Annotated in this window: 20 protein-coding genes; 8 read left to right on the plus strand and 12 right to left on the minus strand. The window is 60.1% G+C overall.

Translation table 11 applies throughout. From position 1 onward, the window contains the following. Positions 1-583: 583 nt before the first annotated feature. Positions 584-1,030: a CBS domain-containing protein gene (locus C3938_RS04515; protein WP_233998645.1), complete on the plus strand. Its 447-nt coding sequence runs from the start codon at positions 584-586 to the stop codon at positions 1,028-1,030. Between the two features lie 142 nt (positions 1,031-1,172). Here the strand turns inward: C3938_RS04515 and C3938_RS04520 are convergent, their stop codons facing one another. Then, positions 1,173-3,194: an SLC13 family permease gene (locus C3938_RS04520; protein WP_105102024.1), complete on the minus strand. Its 2,022-nt coding sequence runs from the start codon at positions 3,192-3,194 to the stop codon at positions 1,173-1,175. 211 nt (positions 3,195-3,405) lie between these two features. On the opposite strand from C3938_RS04520, the gene mepA reads away from it, so the two are divergent. Both mepA and C3938_RS04530 read left to right on the plus strand, forming a co-directional pair. Beyond that, positions 3,406-4,293 (plus strand): penicillin-insensitive murein endopeptidase, encoded by an 888-nt coding sequence (gene mepA / locus C3938_RS04525; protein ID WP_105102025.1) that lies wholly within the window; start codon positions 3,406-3,408, stop codon positions 4,291-4,293. Between the two features lie 49 nt (positions 4,294-4,342). Continuing rightward, positions 4,343-5,347 carry a D-alanine--D-alanine ligase gene (locus tag C3938_RS04530; RefSeq protein ID WP_105102026.1) on the plus strand — a complete coding sequence of 335 codons (1,005 nt, stop codon included), beginning with the start codon at positions 4,343-4,345 and terminating at the stop codon, positions 5,345-5,347. Between the two features lie 11 nt (positions 5,348-5,358). Here C3938_RS04530 and C3938_RS04535 read toward each other — a convergent pair whose 3' ends face one another. Continuing rightward, positions 5,359-5,949: an HNH endonuclease gene (locus tag C3938_RS04535; RefSeq protein WP_105102027.1), complete on the minus strand. Its 591-nt coding sequence runs from the start codon at positions 5,947-5,949 to the stop codon at positions 5,359-5,361. An 899-nt stretch (positions 5,950-6,848) separates the two neighbouring features. On the opposite strand from C3938_RS04535, the gene C3938_RS04540 reads away from it, so the two are divergent. Next, positions 6,849-8,351, plus strand: coding sequence for a PQQ-dependent sugar dehydrogenase (locus C3938_RS04540; RefSeq protein WP_233998647.1), 1,503 nt, complete (start codon positions 6,849-6,851; stop codon positions 8,349-8,351). A gap of 67 nt (positions 8,352-8,418) precedes the next feature. Here C3938_RS04540 and C3938_RS04545 read toward each other — a convergent pair whose 3' ends face one another. Genes C3938_RS04545 through C3938_RS04560 form a run of 4 tightly spaced genes read right to left on the minus strand, consistent with a single transcriptional unit; the run spans position 8,419 to position 13,941 of the window. Next, the gene (locus C3938_RS04545) at positions 8,419-8,967 is read right to left on the minus strand and encodes a response regulator transcription factor (RefSeq protein ID WP_105102028.1); all 549 of its coding nucleotides are present in this window, start codon (positions 8,965-8,967) and stop codon (positions 8,419-8,421) included. Then, positions 8,964-10,247, minus strand: a complete 1,284-nt coding sequence (locus tag C3938_RS04550; protein ID WP_105102029.1) for a sensor histidine kinase — start codon at positions 10,245-10,247, stop codon at positions 8,964-8,966. Before C3938_RS04550 ends, C3938_RS04545 begins: the two co-directional genes overlap by 4 nt. Positions 10,248-10,279: 32 nt before the next feature. Continuing rightward, positions 10,280-11,803: a PepSY domain-containing protein gene (locus C3938_RS04555; RefSeq protein WP_105102030.1), complete on the minus strand. Its 1,524-nt coding sequence runs from the start codon at positions 11,801-11,803 to the stop codon at positions 10,280-10,282. A 26-nt stretch (positions 11,804-11,829) separates the two neighbouring features. Continuing rightward, positions 11,830-13,941 (minus strand): TonB-dependent receptor, encoded by a 2,112-nt coding sequence (locus tag C3938_RS04560; protein ID WP_105102031.1) that lies wholly within the window; start codon positions 13,939-13,941, stop codon positions 11,830-11,832. Between the two features lie 187 nt (positions 13,942-14,128). Between C3938_RS04560 and C3938_RS04565 the strand changes: the two genes are divergently transcribed. From C3938_RS04565 to C3938_RS04580, 4 genes are all read left to right on the plus strand, one after another. Beyond that, positions 14,129-14,389, plus strand: coding sequence for an exodeoxyribonuclease VII small subunit (locus C3938_RS04565; protein WP_105102032.1), 261 nt, complete (start codon positions 14,129-14,131; stop codon positions 14,387-14,389). Between the two features lie 36 nt (positions 14,390-14,425). Continuing rightward, entirely contained in the window at positions 14,426-15,313 is an 888-nt protein-coding gene (locus C3938_RS04570; RefSeq protein ID WP_105103224.1) for a polyprenyl synthetase family protein, read from the plus strand. Positions 15,314-15,669: 356 nt separating this feature from the next. Continuing rightward, positions 15,670-17,583, plus strand: a complete 1,914-nt coding sequence (dxs, locus tag C3938_RS04575; protein ID WP_105102033.1) for a 1-deoxy-D-xylulose-5-phosphate synthase — start codon at positions 15,670-15,672, stop codon at positions 17,581-17,583. Between the two features lie 402 nt (positions 17,584-17,985). Beyond that, on the plus strand, positions 17,986-19,869 hold the full coding sequence (locus tag C3938_RS04580) for a DUF885 domain-containing protein (RefSeq protein WP_233998649.1): 1,884 nt from the start codon (positions 17,986-17,988) through the stop codon (positions 19,867-19,869). Between the two features lie 196 nt (positions 19,870-20,065). On the opposite strand, the gene rsgA is transcribed toward C3938_RS04580, so the two are convergent. From rsgA to nusB, 6 genes are all read right to left on the minus strand, one after another. Then, positions 20,066-21,196 (minus strand): ribosome small subunit-dependent GTPase A, encoded by a 1,131-nt coding sequence (rsgA, locus tag C3938_RS04585; RefSeq protein ID WP_105102034.1) that lies wholly within the window; start codon positions 21,194-21,196, stop codon positions 20,066-20,068. Between the two features lie 662 nt (positions 21,197-21,858). Beyond that, the gene (ribA, locus tag C3938_RS04590; protein ID WP_105102035.1) at positions 21,859-22,467 is read right to left on the minus strand and encodes a GTP cyclohydrolase II; all 609 of its coding nucleotides are present in this window, start codon (positions 22,465-22,467) and stop codon (positions 21,859-21,861) included. Positions 22,468-22,499: 32 nt separating this feature from the next. After that, on the minus strand, positions 22,500-23,141 hold the full coding sequence (locus tag C3938_RS04595; protein ID WP_233998651.1) for a retropepsin-like aspartic protease family protein: 642 nt from the start codon (positions 23,139-23,141) through the stop codon (positions 22,500-22,502). Positions 23,142-23,153: 12 nt separating this feature from the next. After that, complete coding sequence (locus C3938_RS04600) at positions 23,154-23,636, minus strand: phosphatidylglycerophosphatase A (RefSeq protein WP_105102037.1); 483 nt, start codon at positions 23,634-23,636, stop codon at positions 23,154-23,156. Between the two features lie 20 nt (positions 23,637-23,656). Continuing rightward, entirely contained in the window at positions 23,657-24,634 is a 978-nt protein-coding gene (thiL, locus tag C3938_RS04605; RefSeq protein WP_105102038.1) for a thiamine-phosphate kinase, read from the minus strand. Positions 24,635-24,642: 8 nt separating this feature from the next. Beyond that, complete coding sequence (nusB, locus tag C3938_RS04610) at positions 24,643-25,083, minus strand: transcription antitermination factor NusB (RefSeq protein WP_105102039.1); 441 nt, start codon at positions 25,081-25,083, stop codon at positions 24,643-24,645. Positions 25,084-25,085 lie beyond the last annotated feature (2 nt).

The following is a 25,085-nucleotide window of genomic DNA, read 5'->3' on the forward strand; positions in this document are numbered from 1 at the left end:
TATTCAAGGCGGATTCAAAACCCGATATCCAGTGAGCGGCAAAAAAAACGAGAGCACCGTTAGGCTCGCGAAACTCCAGCGCGTTAAACATCTCTCACATAAAGAATATCAATGAATAAAGTGCGTTCGAGCCGAAACTCACCCCGCCTTTGCACTGCAGACCAATGGCGTTCGGCGATGCCGTATATCTGCTTATCACCGCGACCGTCAAATAAACCAAATACTTTTACTAAATAACACGTATTAAAAGTGGTTCACTCAAATGGCAATGCACAGATATGGCTATAAATAATGCCTGATGTCGGCATTTCAACCCGAGTCCGGATATTAAACCCAAAATCACCCGATAAATGAACCCGATCCCACGGGATATGCAAGAGGGCCCCATGGCCGGGCGCTGCGCATAATACTGACTTGCCGGTAAATAGCCAACAGGGTGAATAACTTTTATTTAACGGGTATTCGCTTTCGCCCGATTCTATTCTTGTAGTGTCTTGACCTAGTAGCGTCTTGAAATGCCATATGCGGCTCCCGGCCACTGCCCGCCGCGCAAAAACCAGCCAATTACGGAGTACCCTGAGGTATGGCCAAAGTACGGGACATCCACCGTATGCCGACACTGGCGGCCCTGATGACGCCGTTCCCCTATCATATCGATATCGACGCCCCCATCGAGGACGCGGAAACCCTGATGGAGGAGCACGGGGTCCATCACCTCCCGGTGACTCGCGACGGCGACCTGGAAACCGTCATCTCGCGCGGAGACATCGAACGCGTGCGCTCTCCGGGCCATCGGCTGGAGGAGCAACAGCTGTACGTGCGCGACGTCTGCGCTCGCCGCCCCTACATCGCCGACATCCATGATCCGCTGGACAAAATCCTGCTGGCCATGGCGGACACCGGGATCGGCTCCGTACTCGTCATGAAGGAAGGAGATCTCGCCGGCATCGTCACGGTCACCGACGCGCTGCGATTCTGCGGTGAGTACCTGGCCGATCTGGCAGAGATACCAGACGACGACGTGGCCTAGCCGTCTGTTGAAAAACAGCCTGCCACACCGGGCCACGAATGATCCGGTCGCAAACCAAGCGCGCAAGAACCCGATTTGTCGTAGAGGGTTTGCGGACATGTGCCGCAACTCCGGGTCTGGGACGGCCTTTCTCAACAACCAGCTAGAGCGGCCAGACCCACAACAGCATGGGGACCGAAACCGCGATTACCAGTAATTCCATCGGCAACCCCATCGGCCAGTAATCGCCAAACCGGAACCCGCCGGGCCCCAGGATCAGCGTATTGTTCTGATGTCCCACCGGCGTCAGGAAAGCGCAGGACGCGCCGATCGCCACCGCCATCAGGAAACTGTCCGGATTCACCTCCAGCTGGCCCGCCACGCTGAGCGCAATCGCGCACATTACCGCCGCCGTGGCGGCGTTGTTCATGAAATCCGACAGTGTCATCGTCACCACCAGAATCAACACCAGCGCCACCACCGGGCTGCCCCGCGCCACCGTATCCAGCATCGACTTGGCCACCACATCCGCCGCACCGGATGACTCCATCACCTGAGCCACCGCAATCAGCGCACCGAGTAACACAACCACCGATCCGTCCACCGCATCGTACATGCTCCTCAACGGCACCACCTTCAGTGCCATGTACGCGAGCACACAGGTGGCAAAGGAGATGGCCGCCGGCAGCAGGCCAAACGCCGCTCCCGCCACCGCCAGCGCCATGGCGATCAGCGCAACATATGCCTTTTCCTTGTTGGGAATGGTGATATCCCGCTGTGCCAGCGGCACGCAGCGCTGCTCATTGGCAAAGTTGCGCAGATTCTCCTCGGTTCCCATCATCAGCAGCGCGTCGCCCCCCATCAGCGGCGTCGAGCGCAGACGCTTGACCGAGCGGCGCCCCTGACGGGACAGGGCCAGCAGGCTGATTTCATAGCGGCCGGCGAGACGCAGGTTCTCGGCGGTGCGCCCGATCAGAAAAGAGTCCGGCAGCACTACCAGCTCCCGCAGTACCAGATCAGGTCGATCCCGCGCGCGCTTTTCCTCCGACTCTTTCCGTTCCTCCTCCCGCTTCTTTTCCTCGTCCCGCTCCAGATTCTGCGCCGCGGTCTCCCCGCTCCGGGACTCAGGAGGAAGAGTGATATCGCCCGCTTCAACACGCTTTTGCGGCAAATCGGTATGGGCTTTCAATTTGGCCGGCGGTCTGTCTGCGGGTGCTTCCGCATCATCTGCCGGCGTGTTTGTATCGCCCGCCCCTTTCCCGGCGTTTTCCTTTTCCGTCTTGTCCTTGTCGCTACTGGGATCCGCCGCCAGCGTCAGCCCGAGGCTCGACAGCACCGCGGAGAGGGATTCCGGCTCGGACTCGATCACCAACAGGTCCCCCGCGCGCACCCTCAGTCCCGGCATGGCGGTGGAAACCCGCGCGTTGTTGTGCACAAGGCCAATAACCTGCGCGTCTTCATCACCGATCATTTTCACCAGCTCCGCCAGTGACTTACCGATGGCCGCACTCTTTTCCCCCACCAGTGCCTCCGTGAGATAGGTGCCGGTTTCAAACGTATTCGCACCCGCTTGTGTGCGCGCAGGCACCAGCCGCCAGCCGATCAAGGCGACAAACAACACCCCCACCAGGGCCACCGCCAGACCCACCGGAGTGAAATCAAACATGCCGAAACTGCCCGCACCAGCGCTGGCGCGGAATCCGGAAACGATAAGGTTGGGAGGTGTGCCAATCAGCGTCGTCATGCCGCCGAGAATGGTGCCGAATGACAGCGGCATCAGTACCCGCCCCGGCGGTAGCTCGTAGCGGTCTGCAAGATCCGTCGCCACCGGCATCAGCAGCGCCATGGCGCCGACATTGTTCATAAAGCCGGACATGCCGGCCCCGAGTGCGGTAAGTGCGGCGATGGCGAGGGTAACGCCCCCCCTCCGGGGAACAACTTTCTGCGCCAGCGCGTCCATGGCCCCGGTACTCTGCAATCCGCGGCTCAGAATCAACACACACGCCACGGTGACAACCGCCGGGTGGCCAAACCCTGTAAACGCGTCCTCGGGTTCAATCAGGCCGGTAAACACACAGGCCAGCAGTGATGCCAGCGCCACCATGTCGTGGCGCCATGGGCCCCAGATAAACAGGCAGATGGTGACGGCGATAATCGCCAGAATAACGATCTGATCGAGAGTCATGGATGAATGACATTCCGCGGCTGGCCCGACCCGAGGAAAATCCACAGGCCAATCACAAACATAGTGGATCGGCCTGAACTCGGCGGGGATATCGGCGGAGCGCGTCATCGCGGGAAAGCCAGAGAAAGAGGAATGTTCCATAGAACCAGCCCGGGGAACTTCTATAATTCTCCGGGCACAAAAAAATTAACCGACACAACCGCAGTACATCATGTCGCTCATTTTTCGATTCTGCTTTCAGTCCGTCATCATTGCGTTGCTGATGAGTACGGCCCTGCCGTCCATCGCCAAAAACCCCTGGGAGACCGTCAAGAAGCCGAGTAACCAGCTTCCTGAAAGCATCGGCGGCTACAGCAACGGCTGTCTCAGCGGCGCCGAGCAGATGCCGCTGCGCGGCGAAGGTTTTCAGCTGGTGCGCACCGGCCGCAACCGTCACTACGGCAACCCCTATCTGGTGGAGTTTCTCAAGGACTTTTCCAACGCGGTGGAAGAACAGCGGCTCGGCCGCCTGCAGATCGGTGACATGTCCATGGCGAGGGGGGGGCCGTTCAGCAGCGGGCACGCCAGCCACCAGATGGGTCTGGACGCCGACATCTGGTTTTCCCAGGATGAGCGGGCCGCCGAGCGCCCACTGACCGCCTGGGAGCGGGACCATATCTCCGCCATCCCTATGGCCGATGACCGCAAACATATCCTGTTGGAGAAAAACTGGGATCCACGTATCCCGGGTATCCTGCGCATTGCCTCCGAAGACCCGCGTGTGGCGCGGATCTTCGTGCACCCAACGATCAAGCGCAAAATGTGCGATATTGCCGGCGACGACAACCAATGGCTGCGCAAAGTGCGCCCTTGGTGGGGACACAACTATCATTTCCATGTGCGCCTGAACTGCCCACCGGAAGACAGCAGCTGCGTGCCCCAGCCCAAAGTGAGTGGAAAACCTTGTGAAGGCGGGCTGGACTGGTGGTTTAGCGATGAGTTTTACGCCATCCTGAACGGCACTGCACCGGCAAAACCCAAACCGGAGAAGCCGCCCAAAAAGCCGGAGATGCCCGCGCAGTGCGCGCAGGTACTCACTGCGCCCGCGGAGCCCAACTGACAGGTTGCCGAGAGACCCGTTCGATAAAAACCGGATTAATGAGAGCCCGATGAGCCAACAGAACAATATTCAGGTACTGCTGATCTGCGGCGGTGGTGGCAGCGAGCACGACGTGTCCCTGCGCACCGCCGATTTTATCCAACGCGAGCTGGCAAAAGCGCCGGACATTCAGCTCACCCGCGTCACCATGAACGACCATGGCCAGTTGCTGGACACCGACGGCACCGTACGCGAGCTGCGTTCAGACAAGCTGCTCTACCATGCCACCGGCAGCGCGCAGCCGGTGGATTACGTCATTCCGGCCATTCACGGTTACCCCGGTGAAACCGGCGACCTGCAATCGCAGCTGGACATTCTCGGTCTGCCCTATTACGGCTGCGGCCCGGAAGCGAGCAAGATCTGCTTCAACAAGATCACCACCAAGCTGTGGCTGACCGCTCTCGGCATCGACAACACACCCTATCAGTTTCTGTGCGCCAACACCGCGGAAGAAACGGCCAAAGCACGCGACGCTCTCCGGCAGTGGGGCGCGGTGTTTGTGAAGGCCTCCAACCAGGGATCGTCGGTTGGATGCTACAAGGTGAGTGACGAGAGTTCGCTGAACCAAGCGCTCGAGGAAGCCTTCACCCTTTCGCCTTATGTGCTGGTGGAGAAGTGTCTGAACGTCCGCGAGCTGGAAGTCGCGGCATACAACTACCAGGGCGCATTGGTGATTACCGCGCCCGGCGAAGTGTGCGCGCCGGCAGATACCTTCTACAGTTACGACGAGAAATACGCGGAGGGTAGCCGCGCACTGACCCACGTGGTAGCGGACGGGCTATCCGAAGGGCAGTTGGGATGGATTCACGAAGCGGCGAAGCGTGCATTTGTCGGCCTGCAGTTGAAAGACCTGTCGCGTATCGACTTCTTTCTCACCGACGACGGGGAAATTTACCTCAACGAGGTGAACACCTTCCCGGGAATGACCCCTATTTCGATGTTCCCGAAAATGTTGCAAAACCACGGCCATGATTTCTGCACCTATCTCACGGCGCTGATTCGAGCCGCGGTTTGAACACGGGGCAATCAACCCGCCTTGGGCAGCCCATCCGTCACTAACCACCCCTCCTGCCGCGGCCGGGAAAACTGGCCGCGGAGAAATTCCATCTGGTCACCGCGAATCCGCACGCTGTTGATGAGCGCCAGATACTCGGCCGCATTCGGCACAAATGGCAGCGCCAGCAATTCCATTTCAATATCCTGCAACAGCCGATTGCCTTTGTGCTGATTACAGCGGCGACAGGCGGTCACCACGTTTTCCCACGCATCGCGCCCGCCCTTTGATACCGGATGTACATGGTCCCGGGTGAGGTCGCGCAGTGGAAACCAGCTGCCGCAGTACAGGCAGGTGTGCTCGTCCCGCGCAAACAACGCGCGGTTGGTAAGTGGAGGACGAGTACGCGGCCGCGCCATGCGATCACCGCCACAGGCGATAATGGCCGCGAGATCCAGCTTTGAGCGCTCACCGCTGCGATTGACCCCGCCGCGCACCGTCTGCACCACGCCGCCAAGCGTCCAGGTGACCAGGTCCCGTACATACAGACAGGCCGCCTCTTCCCAGCTCAGCCACTCCAGCGGCTGTCCGGCGAGATTCAACCTCAGGATTTGTGCTTGCATGTGTTCACCTCCGGTGTTGGCGCACCCCAAGTGCTGTAGAGCCTCGCGGGACAAGCGGCGGGACTGGGATCTTGGAACCTGGGGGCCTGGGATGAAAAAAGACGCGGGAACGCGGAAAGGGATGAAAACAGGGAAAAGCTTGGAGTGTGAGAGTCGGGCCTGGGAATCCGGGGGAATGCGGTGGCGCAGAGAGAACGCGGCCAAATCTGAGGGCGATGAAGGCTCGACCACCAGTGATGCCAGGGTGGCTGCGCAATAAACAGGTACAGCGCTTGATTACTGAATGTATCATCCTCCGCGGCCACAATAATCGGACCGGCATGTGCTGATTAAAGCGGAGGTTTGTTACGATTTCCAGACAGGCTGCGGATTCCCGTGCTGATCTTTAGACGGCGAGCGGGGAAATGTCGGGGAAATGTCGGACCTGCTGAGGGAGGCAGGCAGTATTGAAGAAGAAAACAGGTCAGGAACCGGATTGCCGGGGAAAACGATGAAAATATCCGCGGCCCGAAATGTAAAACACCGCTTGAGCAGTCCGGCTCAAGCGGTGCGTCTCACAGGATGGTGCCCAAATCCTTTCAGGCTGGCAGCGCGGTCTCCAATCCTTGGAAACCAATCCTTGCCGCCGATGCAATCCGTTCTCCGTCCTTGCAATTACATTATGGTCGCTGGGAAAAATTCGGGTAGTGGGAAAGTGCTGAACTTGTTGTAGGAGATGTCTTACAAGCGAGTGACTGTCGTCACATTTCTCTTCAGCAGAATATCGGAGGGGGATATGGCGCGTATCGCAACTGGTACTACTGTGCGACATTTAACTAGCGGCTTACTATAGTTACTTTTGTTACGAGATCAAGACGATTGTGAGAACTCCGTCGAAAAACGCGCTAACTTTTCGGCGTATGGCGCTTATTGTCGCCATTGTCCTGTTTTTACTAGTGATTGCGGTTGCCCTGGGGCTCGTTCCCGGCATCAACCTACCCTGGGGACAATTGCTCGGTTCAAGTACCGACGAGACGACCGTGAAGCGCCAACTGCATCTGGCGCCGGGTTATCGACTGGACCTGTACAGCGACGACGTTCCCAATGCACGATTTATGGCGGTGACACGCAACGGTGATCTACTGGTTTCCCAGCCGAAACTCGGACAGGTGAGCCTGCTGCTGGCGGACCGCAACCGGGACGGCAAAGCCGACGGCCAGCGGATACTGATCGACGGCCTGCAGCGTCCCCATGGCCTGGCCCTGCACGAGGACTGGCTGTACATCGCCGAGAGCAATGGCGTCGGTCGCGCCCTGTTCGACCACTCCGACGGGCGTATCGCCGGCCGCTATCAGAGGGTCGTGAACCATCTCGCGGGCACCGGCAACCACTGGACCAAGACTATTGGCATGGGACCGGACGGCTGGATGTACCTGTCAAGCGGCTCCACCTGCAATGTGTGCGAAGAGGAAGACCCTCACCGCGCCACCATCATGCGCTTCCGTCCGGATGGCAGCCATTTCGAAATTTTTGCCACGGGCCTGCGCAACAGCGTGGGATTCGACTGGTCCCCGAGGGACGGCGCCCTCTACGCCACCGATAACGGTCGCGACTGGCTGGGCAACGATTTCCCTCCCTGCGAGCTGAACCGTATTGTGCGGGGCGGTTTTTACGGCTGGCCCTATGCCAATGGCAATCGGGTTCCGGATCCGGATTTCGGTGAGGGCAAGCACTCGGAAATCCAGCGGAAGATCGCGGCCTCCATCCCCCCGGTGTTCGAATTCCGCGCCCACAATGCACCTCTAGGCATGCGTTTTCTGCGCAGCCCGGAACAACCGGACGCCTATCGGGATGTGGCTCTGGTTGCACTGCACGGCTCGTGGAATCGGGATGTCAAAGATGGCTACAAGGTCGTGGCGCTGCACTGGGATGACCGTGGAGCAATTCATGCGGAAGATTTCCTGTGGGGTTTCCTCGGCGACGACAAGAATACGGTGTATGGGCGCCCGGTGGACATCGTCGAGGACCCGCGCGGCAATATCTACGTGTCCGATGATTATGCCGGCGCGATTTACCGGATTCAGCCGGGTACAACCAACCCGGTCGCTCCCGCGGCACCTGAGAAAAAACGCCCATCCATCACGGCCCCGAAAAAGCCCCTCGCCATCGACGGTGACGCCGCCCGCCAGGGGGCGCAGATATTCGAGCGCCGCAACTGCATCCGCTGCCACGAGCAGCTTCCACTGGAAAACCTGAGCCGCAAGTATTCGCTCAAACAACTGGCGGATTACTTCGACACCCCCACTCCCCCCATGCCCAACTATGGCTTCAGCAACAGCCAGAAACGAGCACTGGCGCACTATCTGATGGAGCGGGAAATTCATCAGGGTGGTGGACGGCAGATTCGGAATTTTTTGCCCTGACGAAGTGACACACCTCGGTGCTCCGCCGCCACCGGGCTCAATGCGAAACGGCACATCGCCGGTGACGTCATTGCCCCTTCGGCCGTTTCTGCAGTTTCCGCTGCAGGGTCCGCCGGTGCATACCCAGTACCCGGGCCGTGGCCGATATATTCCCGTCATTCTCCGCGAGCACGCGCTGAATATGTTCCCAGGCCAGCCGATTGACCGACAGTGGAGTATCGGTAATTTCCGGTAGTGGCGGCTCTTCTCTGGTGGTACCCAGGTCACCGATCAGCGCCGCCACCAGCTGATCTCCGCCCGCCGGCTTACACAGATAATCATCGGCGCCGAGTTTGATCGCCGCCACCGCCGTGGGAATACTCGAATAGCCCGTCAGCAAAACGATCCGCGCGCGCGGATTCGCCGAGCGCAGCGGCGCAATCAGTTCCAGACCACTGTGGTGATGAATTTTCAGATCCAGCAGCGCGCAGTCGAAGGGTTCCCGCGCGATCACACCCTGCGCGTCATCCACATCGGCCACGACCCGAACCTCGAAGCCGCGACGGGTCATGGCCCGCTGCAGCATATCGCGGGTACCGGTATCGTCATCCACGATCAACAGACGCGGTTTGTTCACGGTGGCGAAAGCTCCCTCGGTTTGGCAGAGAGAGGCAACTCAATCGTGGCCACGGTACCAGCCCCCTGCGCCCGCGCCTTGAGAGCCAGGCGCCCACCCAGTTGCGCCAATGCGGTTTTGCTCAGCAACAGGCCGATACCAAAGCCGGAAGAGGCCGGTTTGTCGGTGTCGATGCCCGGTCCGCAATCGGAGATCTGCACATTCAGGCGCTCCCCATCCCACTCCGCGACTATGTCCACCGGGGTATGGTTGCCCGCGGCCAGAGACGCATCGAGCGCGTTATTGAGCAGGTTGATGAGCGTCTGCTCCAGGGTGAGAGGAAGTCGCACCTCCAAGGCTGCCGGACCTCGCTGTTTGAGTGCAAAGCGCGCTTCCGGGCGCAGCAGTTGCCAGCGCTCCAGGCTGCGTTCAAGGAATCTCGCCACCGGCTGGAATTCATCGCGGCCCTCCGGGTCGCGGGCGCGACTTTTAAGCTGCTCCAGCGCCTGTTTGCAGAGCGAAACCTGCTGCTGCAGAAGCGCCAGGTCCTGCTCGGCAACATCGTTGCTGTGCCCGCGTTGCGCCTGTAATTCCTCCACCAGCAATCCGATGGTCTGCAGCGGCGAGGCCAGCTCGTGGGCGGTGCCGGCGGCGAGAGTGCCGAGCGACAGAACCTGATCCCGCCGTGCCTGTTCCTGCCGCAGTTTGTGCAGATGGCGGTCACGACTGCGCAGCGCTTCCGCCATGCTGTTGACGAAACCCGCAATCAGCAGTGCGGAGAAGGTAAACGTCGCCCACATGCCAATCAGATGGCGATAGAACTCGCTGCTGGCGGTCGGCATCTCCTGCGCGGCATGCCCCGTGTGGCCACCATCGACACCGGGAAAAAAAATCATCAGCCCGGTGTAGATGGCAATACTGATGGCGGCCATCAGCCACGCGTATACCCTCGGCTGGGTGGCGGCGGCGATGGTGAGGGGAACCAGCAGATAGGTAACGAACGGGTTGGCAGCACCGCCGCTGAAAGCGAGAAGTGGTGGCAACCACAACCAGTCCATCAGCAGGTGGCCGAAGAATTCGAGACGACCAACGGAAACACTGCCGCGGGCGCGCCAGGCACTCACCAGCGTGGTGAGCACCCCCAGCAACACGAACACCAGCGCGCCGCCACTGAGGACATCCGCCAGCCACAGGCTGACGCCGATATAGGCGCTGAGGGCTATAGCCCGCAGTGCCGTAAGGCGTCGCAGGTTGGTGATGACAGTTCTATCCCCATCGAATGGGGGTACGGCGGCAAACACTGGGCAATTCCGTTCCGGGAGTGATATCGACCCTATTGTGTCGCGGGCGCGGGAATGGGGCCAGCGCCAACAGGCCCCGCGCCCTTATTAACCGCTCGCTTTCTGCGTCCTGCAAGCATCACTCCGCCGATGGCGCCACTGACAAGCAGGATGAGCAGCGTAGCGACGATCAACAGGTCACGCGACTGCCGACCGATCAGCGGTGCCAGGTGGTTCCACTTATGCAGGAGGGAAAAGGACAGCCGCTCTGCGCGGTCGACACCACGGGACTGGTCCACCAGCACCCCGGTCACCGGGTCCACGAACAGCATACGCCGTTCAGCATCAGCGAGGTCGACTCGCCACACCGGCAGGCGCTTGTTGCGAAAATCGTAATCCGGACCATAGCCGGTTACCAGCTGCACGCGTTCAATATCCGTTGCGGAGATGCCCCCGTGGCGCGCGGCCAGTAGCTGCGCCTGCGCGCGATCGCCGAAGCTTTCCTGTATTACACCGCGGCGCGCGTCCACAAATACCGCACCGCTCTCCGATGGACGGCCGTCAAAGCGCTGGTTGCGGCTTGCGGGTGCATTGCCTTCCGCCGGCGCGAGGCCAAGTCGATAGTACGGAACACCCTCGGGACCGGCGATCAGTGACAGGCTGTTGATGGCGCGGCCATCGAGCGCCTGCACCCAGCGGAAGTCGTTACTCAACGGGCCGAATTCTCCGGTGGCGCCCAGTCGCAGCCCCTGAACCTCGTCCACCAGCGACGACTGCAGCAGGTGATAGAAACCACTGGTGGACCAGCCCAGCAGCGGCAGCCACAGGGCGTAGCCGAGAAGGCGGTGATAGCGGCGTTTGCCATCCCGGATCTTGCGGTTCTTCAGGGCGAACACCAGCGCCAGACCAGTGGCGGCAAATGCGGCCAGGGTCAGCATGAACAGCGCGATCAGAATCAGGCGGCCGTATTCCAGATCGTCCAGCCAGGCAAAGGTGTGCAACTGGCGGAAAATACCCTGCAATACAGACTTGCGGCTGTCGCTCATGGACGCCAGCGCGGCGGTTTCGGTGTGGATAAACAGGGTGAGGTTGTCTTGGCCGTGATAGGTCACCCGGTACACCGGCAGCAGGCGGTTGACCGAGGGATAATCGTTGTCGAAGCGGGTCTGCAACTGTACATCGGCAATCCGGTCGCCACCGCGACCGCTGTAATAGCCCGCCAGCCAACGCGCCTGCGCCATATCGCCGTCGATCACTTCACTGCCATCGTTCACGCGGTAGTAGCGGCGCGGGTCGGTTTCACTGTCGGTGACCTGCAGCAGCGGTCCGCTTGCGGACGGCACCACTTTCACCACTTTCGCCCCGGCTATCTTGCCGGAATCGCCGAGCAATTGCGGCAGTCCTGCGAGTTCCGCGGGTTGCAGGTGGATCGACGGAGGGAAGAATTTCGTCGCCTGCGGGCCGAACCAGGCCATCATCGGGTGGCAGATACCAGACAGCGCCCAGATCAAAATACCCGTCAGCGCCCACCAGCCCAGTCGGTTGTGCCACACCAGCCACTGTTTTTTCAGATTCATCGTTTTCTCTTCAGAGTTATTCAGCGTCAGAAGCGGTAGCGCACGCCGGCGAACAGGGAGCGTGGCAGGCCCGGGCGGTAGCTCAGGTCCTCGTCGCCCACCTGGTTGGAGGTGTAGGTGGAATAGCGCTCGTCGGTGAGGTTGGACAGGCGCGCGTACACCGAGAAATCGTCGCTGAAATCATGGGTGGCGCGCAGGTTCAACAGCTCGTGGCCGTCGTATTTCTGGGAGTTGCTTTCGCCGGTGAAGTAGCTGCCCATATGGGACCACTCCAGCTCCATACGCAGGCCCGCGAGCCACGCCGGTGTATAGGCCAGGGTCACGTTACCGAGATTTTCCGGCGCGCCGCTGATGTCGTTGCCGGCGAAGTTCAGATTCTCGCTGACCATACAGAAGCAGCCGCGATCAAACCGGCTGAGGACGTAGGAGAAATCCCGGTACTGCTGGCGCATGACCGCCCAGGAAATACCCAGCTGCCAGGAGTCTCCGATCGGCGCCTGCAGGCTCAACTCCACCCCTTTGTGGCTGGTCTCGCCGGCATTGGTGGTTTTGCGGTCGTTATCCTCGATGTAACTGACAATGTCGTCTTCAGTGGTCATGTCGTACACCGCCAGCTCGTAATTGAGCCGTTCCGCCAACAGACCGCGCAGGCCGATCTCCCGGCTGATACTGGTCACCGGGTCCAATTCGGTGGTGTCCTGGGTGGAACCGGGGCGAAACAGGGTGCCCACGGTGGGGGCACGAAAGGCGTGACGGTAGCTCAGGTAAAGCTGATGGCTGTCGGCAAACTGGTACACCGCCCCCAGCTTCGGGCTGAGGTTACCGTAGTCCCGCGACTGGGAGTCCGGGCGATAGTGGGAGACGTCGGTGTTGGGGGTATCCAGCCGGTCCTCATATTTCACACGGAACAGGTCATAGCGCAGGCCCGCACTCAGGCGCCAGCGATCACTCACTTCCAGTTCACCGTGAAGGTAGGGTGAAATGGAAGTCTGTTCGGCGTCGAAGTGGTAGGTGAGCACGCCGGTGCGCTGATAGTCGGTAAAAATTTCGCCCTCCTGGCGGACCGCAATGCGCTCTTCGGCGTACTCCGAGGGGGTGTAATCCGTATCTATTCCCACGATCATCTCACCGCGATCGAAGTTGCGGCGGTATTTCAGCAGCAGGCCGTAGGAGCTGAACTCGGTATCGCGGATATTCGGGTCATAGGTCACCATCCAGCTCGGCATCATCACCATGCTGTTGTGGCGCAGGAAGGGGGTTGCGGTGATCAGGCTGCGGTCATTCGGCGTGTAGGCGAACTCGGAGGACAGGCGCAGGGCTTCCACTTCACGGTAGCCGATATCACCGTGGTAGAGATTCTTCTCCACATGGTTGCGGTAGTCCTCTTCCTCGAGGCCGGAGACACCACTCTGGTCTATGGAGGACCAGGACAGCACGGTTTTACTCTGTAGCCCCTCCCCCAGTTTGCTGTCGAGACGCCCACTCAGGGACGTGCGGGTGTATTCCGCCTCGTCGCGGAAACCCTCACTCTCGGTGCGGTTGATGTCCACACGCAAGGCACTGCCGCTACCGATTCTGTTGCCGCCGGAAATCAGCGTCCGCCGCCAGCCGTCCGCACCCAGTTCGCCGTTCAGACTCACTTCTGCGGTATCCGGCGCGGCGCGGGTGACCGCGTTGATCACGCCACCAATGGCATCGCTGCCGTACAGCGCGGATGCCGGCCCCTTGGTAACTTCCAACTGCGCACTCTGAGGCACATTGATCTCGTACAGACCGTTGTGATTGAAAAACCCGGTGGGGCGGGTGGGGACGCCGTCTTCCAGAAACAGATAAACCCCGGAGGTGGAAATGGGCTGGCGGATAGACGTCATATGCCCCTCCCCGCCGAGGTTGTTCACATGCACTCCCGCCACCCGGTTCAGTGCATCGGAAGGATGTGCGGGCGCGATCTGTTCAAGCTCCGCTTCACCGATCACACCGACGGACTCCGCCAGCTCAGAGCGAGCCTTGGCCTCGCGGGTGGCCGTGACAATCACCTGTTCCAGGGCATTGTCGGTGTGGCGGTCGGATTCAGCCTGCACCGCCGCAGACATACTCAGGGCGAGAGGGCTGAACAACAGCGCGATCGTAGAGCGCACGGCATCTTCCTTGTGTGGCGTTTATTTTCGACCCGGAAATGCTACCGGAATCCTCCCGGACACAAGTGCGCCAAATTGTCGCAGGGGGCACGCGCACCGACGCTCCTCCCCGCCAATTGACCCTCTACCCCACAGCCGCTAAGGTTGCCCGCAATTGCCTACCCAAGCTATTTATCGGGATCACACCATGGCCGCCAAAAAGAAAGCCGCTACCTTCGAGAGCGCACTGGAAGAACTGGAACAGCTGGTGGAGCGCCTGGAAAGCGGCGACCTGCCGCTGGACGAAGCGCTGGCGGACTTCGAGCGGGGCGTGAAGCTCACGCGCGAATGTCAGCAGAAGCTGGCAAGCGCCGAGCAGAAGGTGAAAGTGCTGATGGAAGAGGAAGGCGGCAAAATTCAGGAACTGCCCTTCGATGCGCACGATGATTACCCTGGAGATGCGGAGTAAGTGAGCACTTCCACTCCTGCCACCCCCGCGGTCGCGATGCCAGCAAAACTCAAAGCCTTCCTGCAATCCTCTGGCCTCCAGGTCGAACAGACGCTGAAAGCTGCGCTGGCCGACCAGTCCAATGCCGATGCCCTGTTCGCCGCCATGAACTACGCCGCCCTCGGCCCCGGCAAACGCCTGCGCCCGGCGCTGGTGTACGCCGCCGCGCAGGCCCTGGGCGGGACGGGATCCGTCGGCCAGAGCCATGAGACCGCGGCCGCCCTGGAATGTGTACACGCGTACTCACTCGTGCACGACGACCTGCCGGCCATGGACGACGACGACCTGCGCCGCGGCCGCCCCACCTGCCATATCCAGTTCAGCGAGGCCACCGCGATCCTCGCCGGTGACGCCCTGCAGTGCCAGGCCTTCGAACTCCTCGGCCGCGCGCCACTGCCCGCGGAACTGCGCATCCGCCTGGTCAGTGAGCTGGCCCACGCCTCCGGCGCCCGCGGCATGGTCGCGGGACAGGCCATCGACCTCGCCGCGGTAGACCAGTCCCTGACACTGGAACAACTGAAGCAGATGCATCGCCTCAAAACCGGCGCCCTGATCTGTGCCAGCGCCAGAATGGGCGCCCTGATTGGCGGCGCCGATGAAACCCAGCTTGCCGCCATCACCCGCTACGCCGAGGCCATCGGCCTCGCCTTTCAGGTGCAGGACGATATTCTCGACGTAACCGCAGATACCGAAACACTGGGCAAAACCCAGGGCGCCGATGCCGCCCGCAACAAGCCAACATACGTCTCCCTGCTCGGTCTCGACGGCGCCCGCGCCAAAGCCGATGAACTCCACCGCGAAGCCAGCGATGCCCTGGCGCAACTGGGCGGCAACACCGCCGTACTGCAGCAGCTGGCGGACTATATAGTCCATCGGGATCACTGACTGCTTGCGCAGTAAAAATTCCCGAATCGAAGCCAGAACGGCGGGCACGGCTTTTTGAAACCGTCGGCGACAGGGCCGCAGGCGCCGTGAATACATGGAACGGCCGGGCCGTCGCCGCCGGAGTGTACATGGATGTATTGAGACGGGGCGCCTAGCCCGATTTCAAAAAGCCGTACCAGTCGATCTGGCGCCACAGTGCAAGTCGAAGCCGCCTTCCATTGGGATGCAATCTCGCGCCCGTGGGCATACAATCCCCTTCCATTATCAGTTGCAATTGATACTTTGGGCCCAATGCCGCCTGCCACTGCCAGGCCGCACCGGAAAACGGGCCCAAATGCCCGAATTCAGGACCCTAGATGTTCGACCAGATACCCCGCCAGCGCCCACACACGCCGCTACTCGACCAGATCGACGATCCGGCCCAGCTGCGCGCCCTGTCGGAAAAACAGCTGCCCCAACTGGCCACCGAGCTACGTGAATACCTGCTCTACTGCGTCGGACAGACCGGCGGCCACTTCGGCGCCGGACTCGGCGTTGTCGAGCTGACCATCGCCCTGCACTACATCTACAACACACCGGAAGACCGCCTGGTCTGGGATGTGGGGCATCAGACGTACCCGCACAAAATTCTCACCGGCCGACGCGAGCAGATGCTCAGCATGCGCCAGCAGGGCGGTCTGTCCGGCTTCCCCAAGCGCAGTGAAAGCCCCTATGACACCTTCGGCGTCGGGCATTCCAGCACCTCCATCAGCGCGGCGCTCGGTATGGCCCTGGGCTCACCGGATGAGCGCAGGGTAGTGGCGGTGATCGGCGACGGCGCGATGACTGCAGGCATGGCCTTCGAGGCTCTGAACCACGCGGCGCACACCGGCCGAGACATGCTGGTGGTACTGAATGACAACCGCATGTCCATTTCCAAGAATGTGGGCGGCCTCGCCACCTACTTCGCCCGCATACTCGCCAGTAAAACCTACCTCAACATGCGCGAGGGCAGCCGCAAAGTGCTGTCGGTGATTCCCAAAGCCTGGCAGCTGGCGCGTCGCGCCGAAGAGCATGTAAAGGGCATGATCACCCCGGGCACGCTGTTCGAGGAACTGGGCTTCAACTATGTAGGGCCGCTCGACGGCCACAACATGCAGGACCTGGTGCACACCCTGCGCAACCTGCGCAATCAGCGCGGCCCGCAGCTGCTGCATATCGTCACCACCAAGGGCAAGGGTTTTGGCCCGGCGGAAGAAGATCCGGTGGGTTACCACGCGCTGAATAAACTCGAGCCGGAACCCAAGGTTCAGGTGGCGGTACCGGAAGTGAAGAAGGGGCCGAAATACCAGGACATTTTCGGGCAGTGGCTGTGTGATGTAGCCGAGCAGGACGACAAACTCATCGCAATCACTCCGGCGATGTGCGAAGGCTCCGGCATGGTGGAGTTCGCCGAACGCTTCCCCGAGCGCTACCACGATGTGGCCATCGCCGAGCAGCACGCGGTCACCCTCGGCGCGGGCCTCGCCTGTGAAGGCCAGAAGCCGGTAGTAGCGATCTACTCCACCTTCCTGCAGCGCGGCTACGACCAGATGGTGCACGACGTCGCCATCCAGGACCTGGATGTGACCTTCGCCATCGACCGCGCCGGCCTCGTCGGCGAAGACGGCCCCACCCATGCGGGCAGCTTCGATCTGACCTTTATGCGCTGCCTGCCGAATATGGTGATCGCCGCCCCCAGTGACGAGAACGAATGCCGCCAGCTGCTCTACACCGCCTACCAGCACAACGGCCCCGCCGCGGTGCGCTATCCGCGCGGTACCGGCCCGGGTGCTGACATCGAAAAAGCCATGCGCGAGCTGCCGATTGGCAAGGGGCGGATAATCCGAGAGGGCGCTAATGTGGCGATCCTGAGCTTCGGCACCCTGCTGACACCGGCGCGCGAGGCGGCGGAAAGACTCGGTGCGACGCTGGTGGATATGCGCTGGGTAAAACCGCTGGACGAGGAGCTGATTGACCGCCTGGCGGACGACCACGATCTGCTGGTCACTCTGGAAGAAAACACGATTGCCGGTGGCGCCGGCAGCTCGGTTTCAGAATATCTCAACCAGAGAATCAGACCTGTTCCACTGTTGCAGCTGGGCCTGCCGGATAAGATCATCGAACACGGCAAACACCAGAAACTACTCGCGGAAATCGGCCTTGATGCCAAAGGTATCGAAGAGCAGATCCGCAAAAGAATCGAAGCCATGGCCAACGACAACTTCAACGGCCAGGCCGCTGCGATCTAAAGCTAAAGCTCACGCAAATACAAAACTAACGAAGCACAAAATCAGAATCGAAGGCCGGGCACCGAGGATGGGTTTTCAGGATCGTCGGCAACAGGGACGTTGCCGACGAAGCGTACAGGGATGTATTCACAGCGGTCCTGAAAACCCATCCTCGGTGACCGGCCGCCACAGCCGCCAGAACGGAGCGCAGTCTCGGTGCTCCGAATAGAGTTCCGTGGCGGCAGATCACAGGGTGGGACATTTGGAAACCGCTGTGAATACATCCCTGTACGCTCCGTCGCAAACATCCCTGTTTGCGACGGTTTCCAAATGCCCCACCCTGCGCTCCGCCTTAACATTTGAGTTAAGCGCTCCGAATTCAAAAATTATTTACAAATAGAACAATCAGAGACAGGAAGTACCATGCTTTTCCCCACTTCTTTCAAAAAAATCCTGAACTCTAGATCCTTCGGATTATCCGCTGCCATCCTGGCCGCGAGCCTCAACGTCCAGGCCATGGATCAGAAATCCTTTGAAAAGGATCTGAACGCACTCCCCAAAAAAGATGCCAGTGAAAAGCTCCGCGCCCTTCAGGACCTGCGCTACCGCTGGATCATGGAAAGCTACCCCGAGTCCGCCACCTACCAGGGTTACCGTGGGGTAGAACATAACTGGACCGACCAGACCATCAAAGGCATAGAACGACGCAAAGGCCAAACCCGCGACCTGCTCGCCGCCAGCCGTCACATCGATGAAAACAAACTTCCGGAAAGCGAAAAACTCGACTACCAGTTACTGTACCAAGACCTGCTACTGCAGGTCCGCGGCTACCAGTTCCCAGAGCACCTGCTGCCGGTAAACCATATGAGCGGCATCCAGCGCAGCGTGCCCGGAGTGCTGAATGCCATGCCCAGACGCAACCCCGCAGACTATGAAAATATTCTCACGCGTTTGGACAAACTTCCGGACCTGATTGAGCAAACTCAGATTCTGATGGAGAAGGGGCTAGGCCAGAACCTGACACCACCGCAGATTACCCTGCGCGACCTGCCCGGCCAAATCCGTGCACTGATCCCCTCCGATCCGCAGCAGAGTCCGCTGTTGAAAGCATTCTATGAAATGCCCGCGAGCATTCCCGCCGCGCATCAGGCGCGCCTGCGTCAACGCGCACTGACTATTTACCAGAAAGCGCTGATCCCGGGATGGCAGGGGTTCGCGGAATTCGTGGAGCGGGAATATATTCCCAAGGCAAATACCGAAACGGCATTTACCAAAAATGAAGATGGCGCGCGCTGGTACGCGCACAAGGTGCGCGAGAAAACCACCACCGAACTGAGTCCGGAAGAAATCCATCGTATCGGACTCATGGAGGTCCGCCGTATTCGCGAAGAGATGAACGCGGTCATCAAGAAGATTGGTTTTGCCGGAGGCCTCAAGGAGTTTAATGAATTCCTGCGCACCGATCCGCGCTTTTACTACGAGAGCAAGGAAGAGTTACTGAAAAATTATCGGGATATCGCCAAACGTATAGATGGTGAGTTACCGGCATTGTTCGGCACCTTGCCCCGCCTGACCTACGGGGTAAAGCCCATCCCCGCCTACTCGGAAAAATCCCAGACCACAGCGTACTACCAACCCGGGTCCGCCGACGCAGGGCGCGCGGGTGTGTTTTATGCGAACACCTATGATCTGAAAAGCCGCCCAATCTGGGAAATGGAGGCGCTGACGGTCCACGAGGCAATGCCGGGACACCATCTGCAGATTGCGCTGGCCCAGGAGCAAAAGGATATTCACCGGTTGCGCCGCCTGAAAACATACACAGGCTTCGTCGAGGGCTGGGGATTGTATTCTGAGAGCCTCGGCTACGATCTCGGATTGTACAAAGATCCGTACAGCGAGTTCGGGGCGCTGACTTACGATATGTGGCGTGCAGTGCGGCTCGTGGTGGATACGGGAATGCATCAGCTGGGCTGGAGCCGGGACGAAGCGATCGCCTATTTCATGGAGAACAGCCCGAAACCGGAGCACGATATTGTGGTGGAAGTGGATCGCTACCTGGTGTGGCCGGGGCAGGCGCTGGCCTACAAACTGGGCCAGTTGAAGATAAAGGAAATCCGCGCGCGCGCGGAGAAGACACTAGGGAACAATTTCGATATCCGTCGTTTCCACGATGTGCTGTTGGGCGCCGGCGCACTGCCTTTGAATGTGCTGGAAACCAGGATGAATAAATGGATTGAATCTCAGGGTGGAGAAATCAGTCAGACGGTTCCCGCGAGTAATCCGACGGGCCAAGCGGCACTCAATTAAATTTTTGGTGGTTTTGAAGCGGGTCCAGTGGCGGCAAGGCACCGTGTATCTGTTTTCAGAACCGCCATGAATACCCGCAAGTGGGCCCGGCCGCTTCAATGCGGCGCCGTCGGCCCTGCTTGCGACGCTCCTGAAACAAAGATACCCGGCACCCTGCCTTCGCACTCAAGAATTACACTTCGACATTAGCGTGCGTTTAGTGGTCTCCATTTTTTCTAGAACGCGCCTGCCCACCCACTTTGCGCACTAACTGACTGAATGCCCGCTCTTCCGCGCGGGTTTCCGCCAACGTCTGGCTATTCCGTTTGACCTCCCGCTCCAGCTTGCGCCAGTTGCGCACCCGTCGCTCGTCCAGCTCATTCGCATCCATCGCCGCGCGCACGGCGCAACCGGGTTCGGTTTCGTGGGCGCAGTCGGCGAAGCGGCACTGGGCGGCGAGTTCGCTGATATCGGAAAACGCCTCTGAGAGACCTTCGCCAATGTCGGCGAGGCCGAGTTCGCGCATACCGGGGCTGTCCAGCAGCAAGCCACCATCGGGTATGGCATAGAGCGCCCGGTGGCGGGTGGTGTGGCGGCCCTTGCTGTCGTCTTCGCGAATGCCGGCAGTGGCAGCGAGTTCCGTTCCGGCGAGGCTGTTCAACAGGGTGGACTTGCCAACACCGGAGGAACCGAGCAGTGCGAGGGTTTCACCGCTGCGGCAGTATTCCCGCAGGGGCTCGACACTTTCGCGGTCCAACGCGTTGACCAGTACCACAGGCAGGTCGCGGTAGCTTTTCAACGCTTCGCGGTACTGCTCGTGCTCGTCCACCAGGTCGGACTTGGTCAGCACCACACAGGCGCGGCAACCGGCCTCTTTCACCAGTGCCAGGTAGCGCTCGATGCGGGACAGATTGAAGTCGTGGTTGCAGGAGGTGACGATCAGTACATTGTCGATATTCGCCGCGATCAACTGTACCTGCTTGGCTCCCGGTGCCATACGCCGGAACAGGCTGCTGCGCTCCAGGCGACGAACAGGTTTGCGACTGTCGCGTTCGAGCAGGAGCCAGTCGCCCACAGTGGGTTTCTCCTGCGCCTCTTCAAACAGCGGGCCGTTGACCAGTATCACTTCGTCACCGTGCTCGCCGGAAACCTCTATCTGGCTGCGGTGTACCGCCATCACCCGCACAGGCTCACAACACACTAATTCGTCCAGCGACAACTGCTGCTGGAAGAACGGTTTCCAGCCGCGGGCGCGCAGAGGTGTTTGTGTGTTGACGGCTTTTTCCTGGCCGCCATTGGAAGCGCCGCGCCGAAATAGCGGGCGGCGTGAAATCAGGGATTTACTCAAGGTTCTGAACCCTCAATGGTGCTCTGCGTTTTCAACCACGCAGGCGCACGTCAATCGTGCCCACTGTCTGGGCAGTATCGGAAAGGGTTTCCAATCTTCGGGGAAACCCGACAAGAAAAATTGCCGGGCAGGAGGCGATGTCAGTCGCGGCTGGCCCGGCGGGGCTTGGATACAATCATCAACAATCCTCCGCTGGTGGAATTTCGCGCAATCTAGCAGGCAACCCCGCCGACCGCAATAGTTTGAACGTAGCAGACGACCAACGAAGTGCATGGCCGTGCAGGTCCGCGCGAGCCGTCAGAAACCCGGCAGAACGACGCTTCTGCGTCGGCGTTTTTTGACGACGTCGGAATTGGAAATGACATGGACGTCATTTTCAATTCCGGCACAGAAAAAACAAAAGCCGGCATATAGCCGGCCTTGATATCGGATCGCTGTGGGTACATCACCTTTCTCGACCTTCAGCGCTCAGATAGATTGAGTATAGACGCACTCTCTGATCCCGCCGTTCCGTACCTGACTGTTTTGCCCTTCCCTGGCAATCCGCGGGATCAGCGCCTTGCTCCAGCACAGAATGGCGTTGAATGGTTTCTCCCGGGTGACGGTTTTGTGAAGGATTTATGACGGCAGCAGGCGCCGCGAGCCCACACCCTTACGGCCCCTTACTGGTCAGAATGTCCGTCATCCTCCAGCAGGTGTCCGAGCTTGCCCTTCTTGGTGGACAGGTAATTCAGGTTATGCGGGTTGCGGCCACTCTGGTGTGGCAACCTTTCGGTGACTTCCACACCCAGATCCTGCAACGCCTTCACCTTGCGCGGATTGTTGGTCATCAGGCGGATGGATTTGATCCCCAGGTGCTCGATCATCGGCTTCAGGATCGAGTAGTCCCGCATATCTGCGCCGAAGCCCAGCTGCTCATTGGCTTCCACCGTATCCGCCCCACAGTCCTGCAGTTTGTAGGCGCGGATCTTGTTCAGCAGACCGATACCACGCCCTTCCTGGCGCAGATAGAAGACCGCGCCGCGCCCCTCGGTGGCAATCCGGTGGAGGGCGTACTGCAGCTGTGCGCCGCAATCGCAGCGCAGGGAAAAGAGCGCATCACCGGTCAGGCACTCGGAGTGAATACGGGCCAGTACCGGCTCATCAGTATCCAGGTCGCCCATGGACAGGACGACATGCTCCTTGCCGGTTTCCACTTCCTCGAAACCGTGCATCTTGAACATGCCCCAGGAAGTGGGCAGCTTGGAGGATTCCACATAGCGAATGGTCAAACCGATACCTCACGATCCATCAATGTATGTCATCAATCGCGCGCGCGCAGCAGTAACAGGCCATCCTGTTGCTGCATATCCACGCGGCTTAAAAAACTGTTACCCAGCAGGGTCACTCGCGGAAAATCATTGCCCAATACTGCCGCGTCCACATTGTGCACGGTGATCCCGCCGATGGTGACGCTGCTCAACTGCAGGCGGTAGGCCCGCTCCACGCCACTGGCCGTGGACACCGCCATGGGTTGCGCCTGGGCAAGATCGAGCCCCAGGTCTTTCGCAGTGGGGTAGTTGAACGCAATACTGGTCGCGCCCGTATCCACCATCACATCCACCCGACGACCATTGATCCACGCCACCGTGTTGTAGTGACCGCGGCTGTCCGGGCTCAAGCGGACTTCCGCCCGCTCCACCGTGGCATAGCTCGCCGCTACCGGCGCCGCCAGCGTCAGCTTCTGCTCGCGCCCGCCAACCGTTACCAGCGCGTAGTCGCTGGTAACCGACAGCAGCTTCACGCCCTCCGGTGAAGTTTTGCCGGCCTTTAACAACCGCTGTCTGCCGTCGATCTCGAACATGGCGCTGGTGCCGAAAATCGCCTGCAGGCGCACGTCCTGAGCAACGGAGAACGGCGATACGGCAACCAGAAGTAACGCGAGCAGCGGCAAATGCAGTTTCATGAGCATCCGGCCTCAGAAAATCGTTAACAGATACGCCGTGCCCTGCAACACCAGCGCGGCATAGATGCCGGCGAGTATATCGTCGAGCATGATCCCCAGACCACCATGTACTCTGCGGTCCGCCCAGCCGATAGGCTGGGGTTTGGCGATATCGAAAATGCGGAACAGCACAAAACCGTACAACGCCCAGAACCAGCCCGCTGGTGCCATGAACATGGTGAGCCAGTAGCCGACAAATTCATCCCACACGATACCGCCGTGGTCGTGCACACCAAGCGTTTTGGAGGCGGCGCCGCACAGGTAGCAGCCCAGTGCGAAGGTAACGACGAGCACGGCCAGATACAGCATCGGCGACAGAAACTGCAACCCGTACCACAGCGGCACCGCAGCCAGAGTACCAAAGGTACCCGGGGCCTTCCTGGCAAGGCCGGAGCCGAACCCGAAGGCGAGGAACAGCACCGGGCTACGCAACAGCTGGGAAAAGGTCGGGGTCATATTCTTTTGTTCTCCACCGCTCAGAAATGCCGGTAACCGGTGCCGCGCGGCAGCCAGGGCTCGTTGTTCAGCAGGCAGCGCACACCCTGCACTGATGTCATACGGCCTACGGCGGTAATCGGCAAATTCAATGCCGCCAGTAACGCCAGATGTTTTTCCGGCACGGTAAAACACAGTTGATAGTCATCACCACCGGTGAGTGCGGTTTCAAGTGCGTCTGTATCTTTAATTTCACCGGCGAGTTTCGCCTGCGGCAATTTTTCCAGAGTCAGCTCTACTCCGAGCTCACTCGCGCTGCAGATATGCGTGATATCACCGAGCAAGCCGTCGGAAATATCCAGTGCGGCACTGGCGTAGTTGCCAATGGCACGGGCGATACCAAATTGCGGCTCGGGAAAATAATACGCGGCATCGGCCAAGCGCTGCTGTTGCTCGCTCCCGTTTATCTGTCCGAGCACGATGGGCAGCGCCGCGGCGGCCGCGCCGAGTTCGTTGGAGACAAATACAATATCTCCCTCACTCGCGCCGTCACGTCGCAGCGGTTTATCACAGGCGCCGGTCACCTGGATGGTGATGGACAAAGGACCTTTGGTGGTGTCACCGCCGACCAGGGTAATGCCAAACAAACGCGCGGTATCCGCAAGTCCGCGCGCAAACGGTTCCAGCCATTCGGCGCTGCTCTCCGGCAGGGTGAGCGCGAGGGTAAACCACAGGGGCTCGGCGTTCATGGCGGCGAGGTCGGAGAGGTTCACTCTCAGTGCGCGGCTGGCGATGCGATAGGGGTCGGCATGTGCGGGAAAGTGCACGTCCGCCACCAGGGTATCCACGCTGGTGGCGAGCAGTTTGCCGGCAGGTGGAATCAGCAGAGCACAGTCATCACCGATGCCGAGTTCAACACCATTTTTGAATGTTGCGCCCGATGAAGCGCTTTCGGCACCAGTTTGAATGCGAGAGGAAAAATACTCCCGAATCAGCTCAAATTCACCGGGCCCGGCCATGGCGGGTGTCAGCCTTTGTCGGCTTTGACTTCGACACTGCGCTCTTTCGCCGCAACCTTGTCGAGGATACCGTTGATGAATTTGAAGGCGTCGGTGGGGCCGAATTTCTTGGCCAGGGCGACGGCTTCGTTAATCACGACCTTGTAGGGCACGTCGATACGGTTTTTCAGCTCGTAGGTGGACATGCGCAGCAGGGCGCGGGACACCGGGTCGAGTTCTTCCACGCTGCGGTCCAGGTACTGGGCGTAGGTGCCTTCGATGTCGTCGAGGTTTTTCGCCACGCCGTGGAACAGCTCGCGAAAGTAGGCCACGTCGGTTTTGCTCATGTCGTTGTCGGCATGGAACTCGGCTTCGATGGCATTGAGGCTGGCGCCGGCCATCTGCCACTGGTAAAGCGCCTGCATGGCGTAGTGGCGGGCCTTGCGGCGGGCGGATGCGGTTACGGTCATTT

Source organism: Microbulbifer pacificus (assembly GCF_002959965.1).
Classification (GTDB): Bacteria; Pseudomonadota; Gammaproteobacteria; order Pseudomonadales; family Cellvibrionaceae; genus Microbulbifer; species Microbulbifer pacificus_A.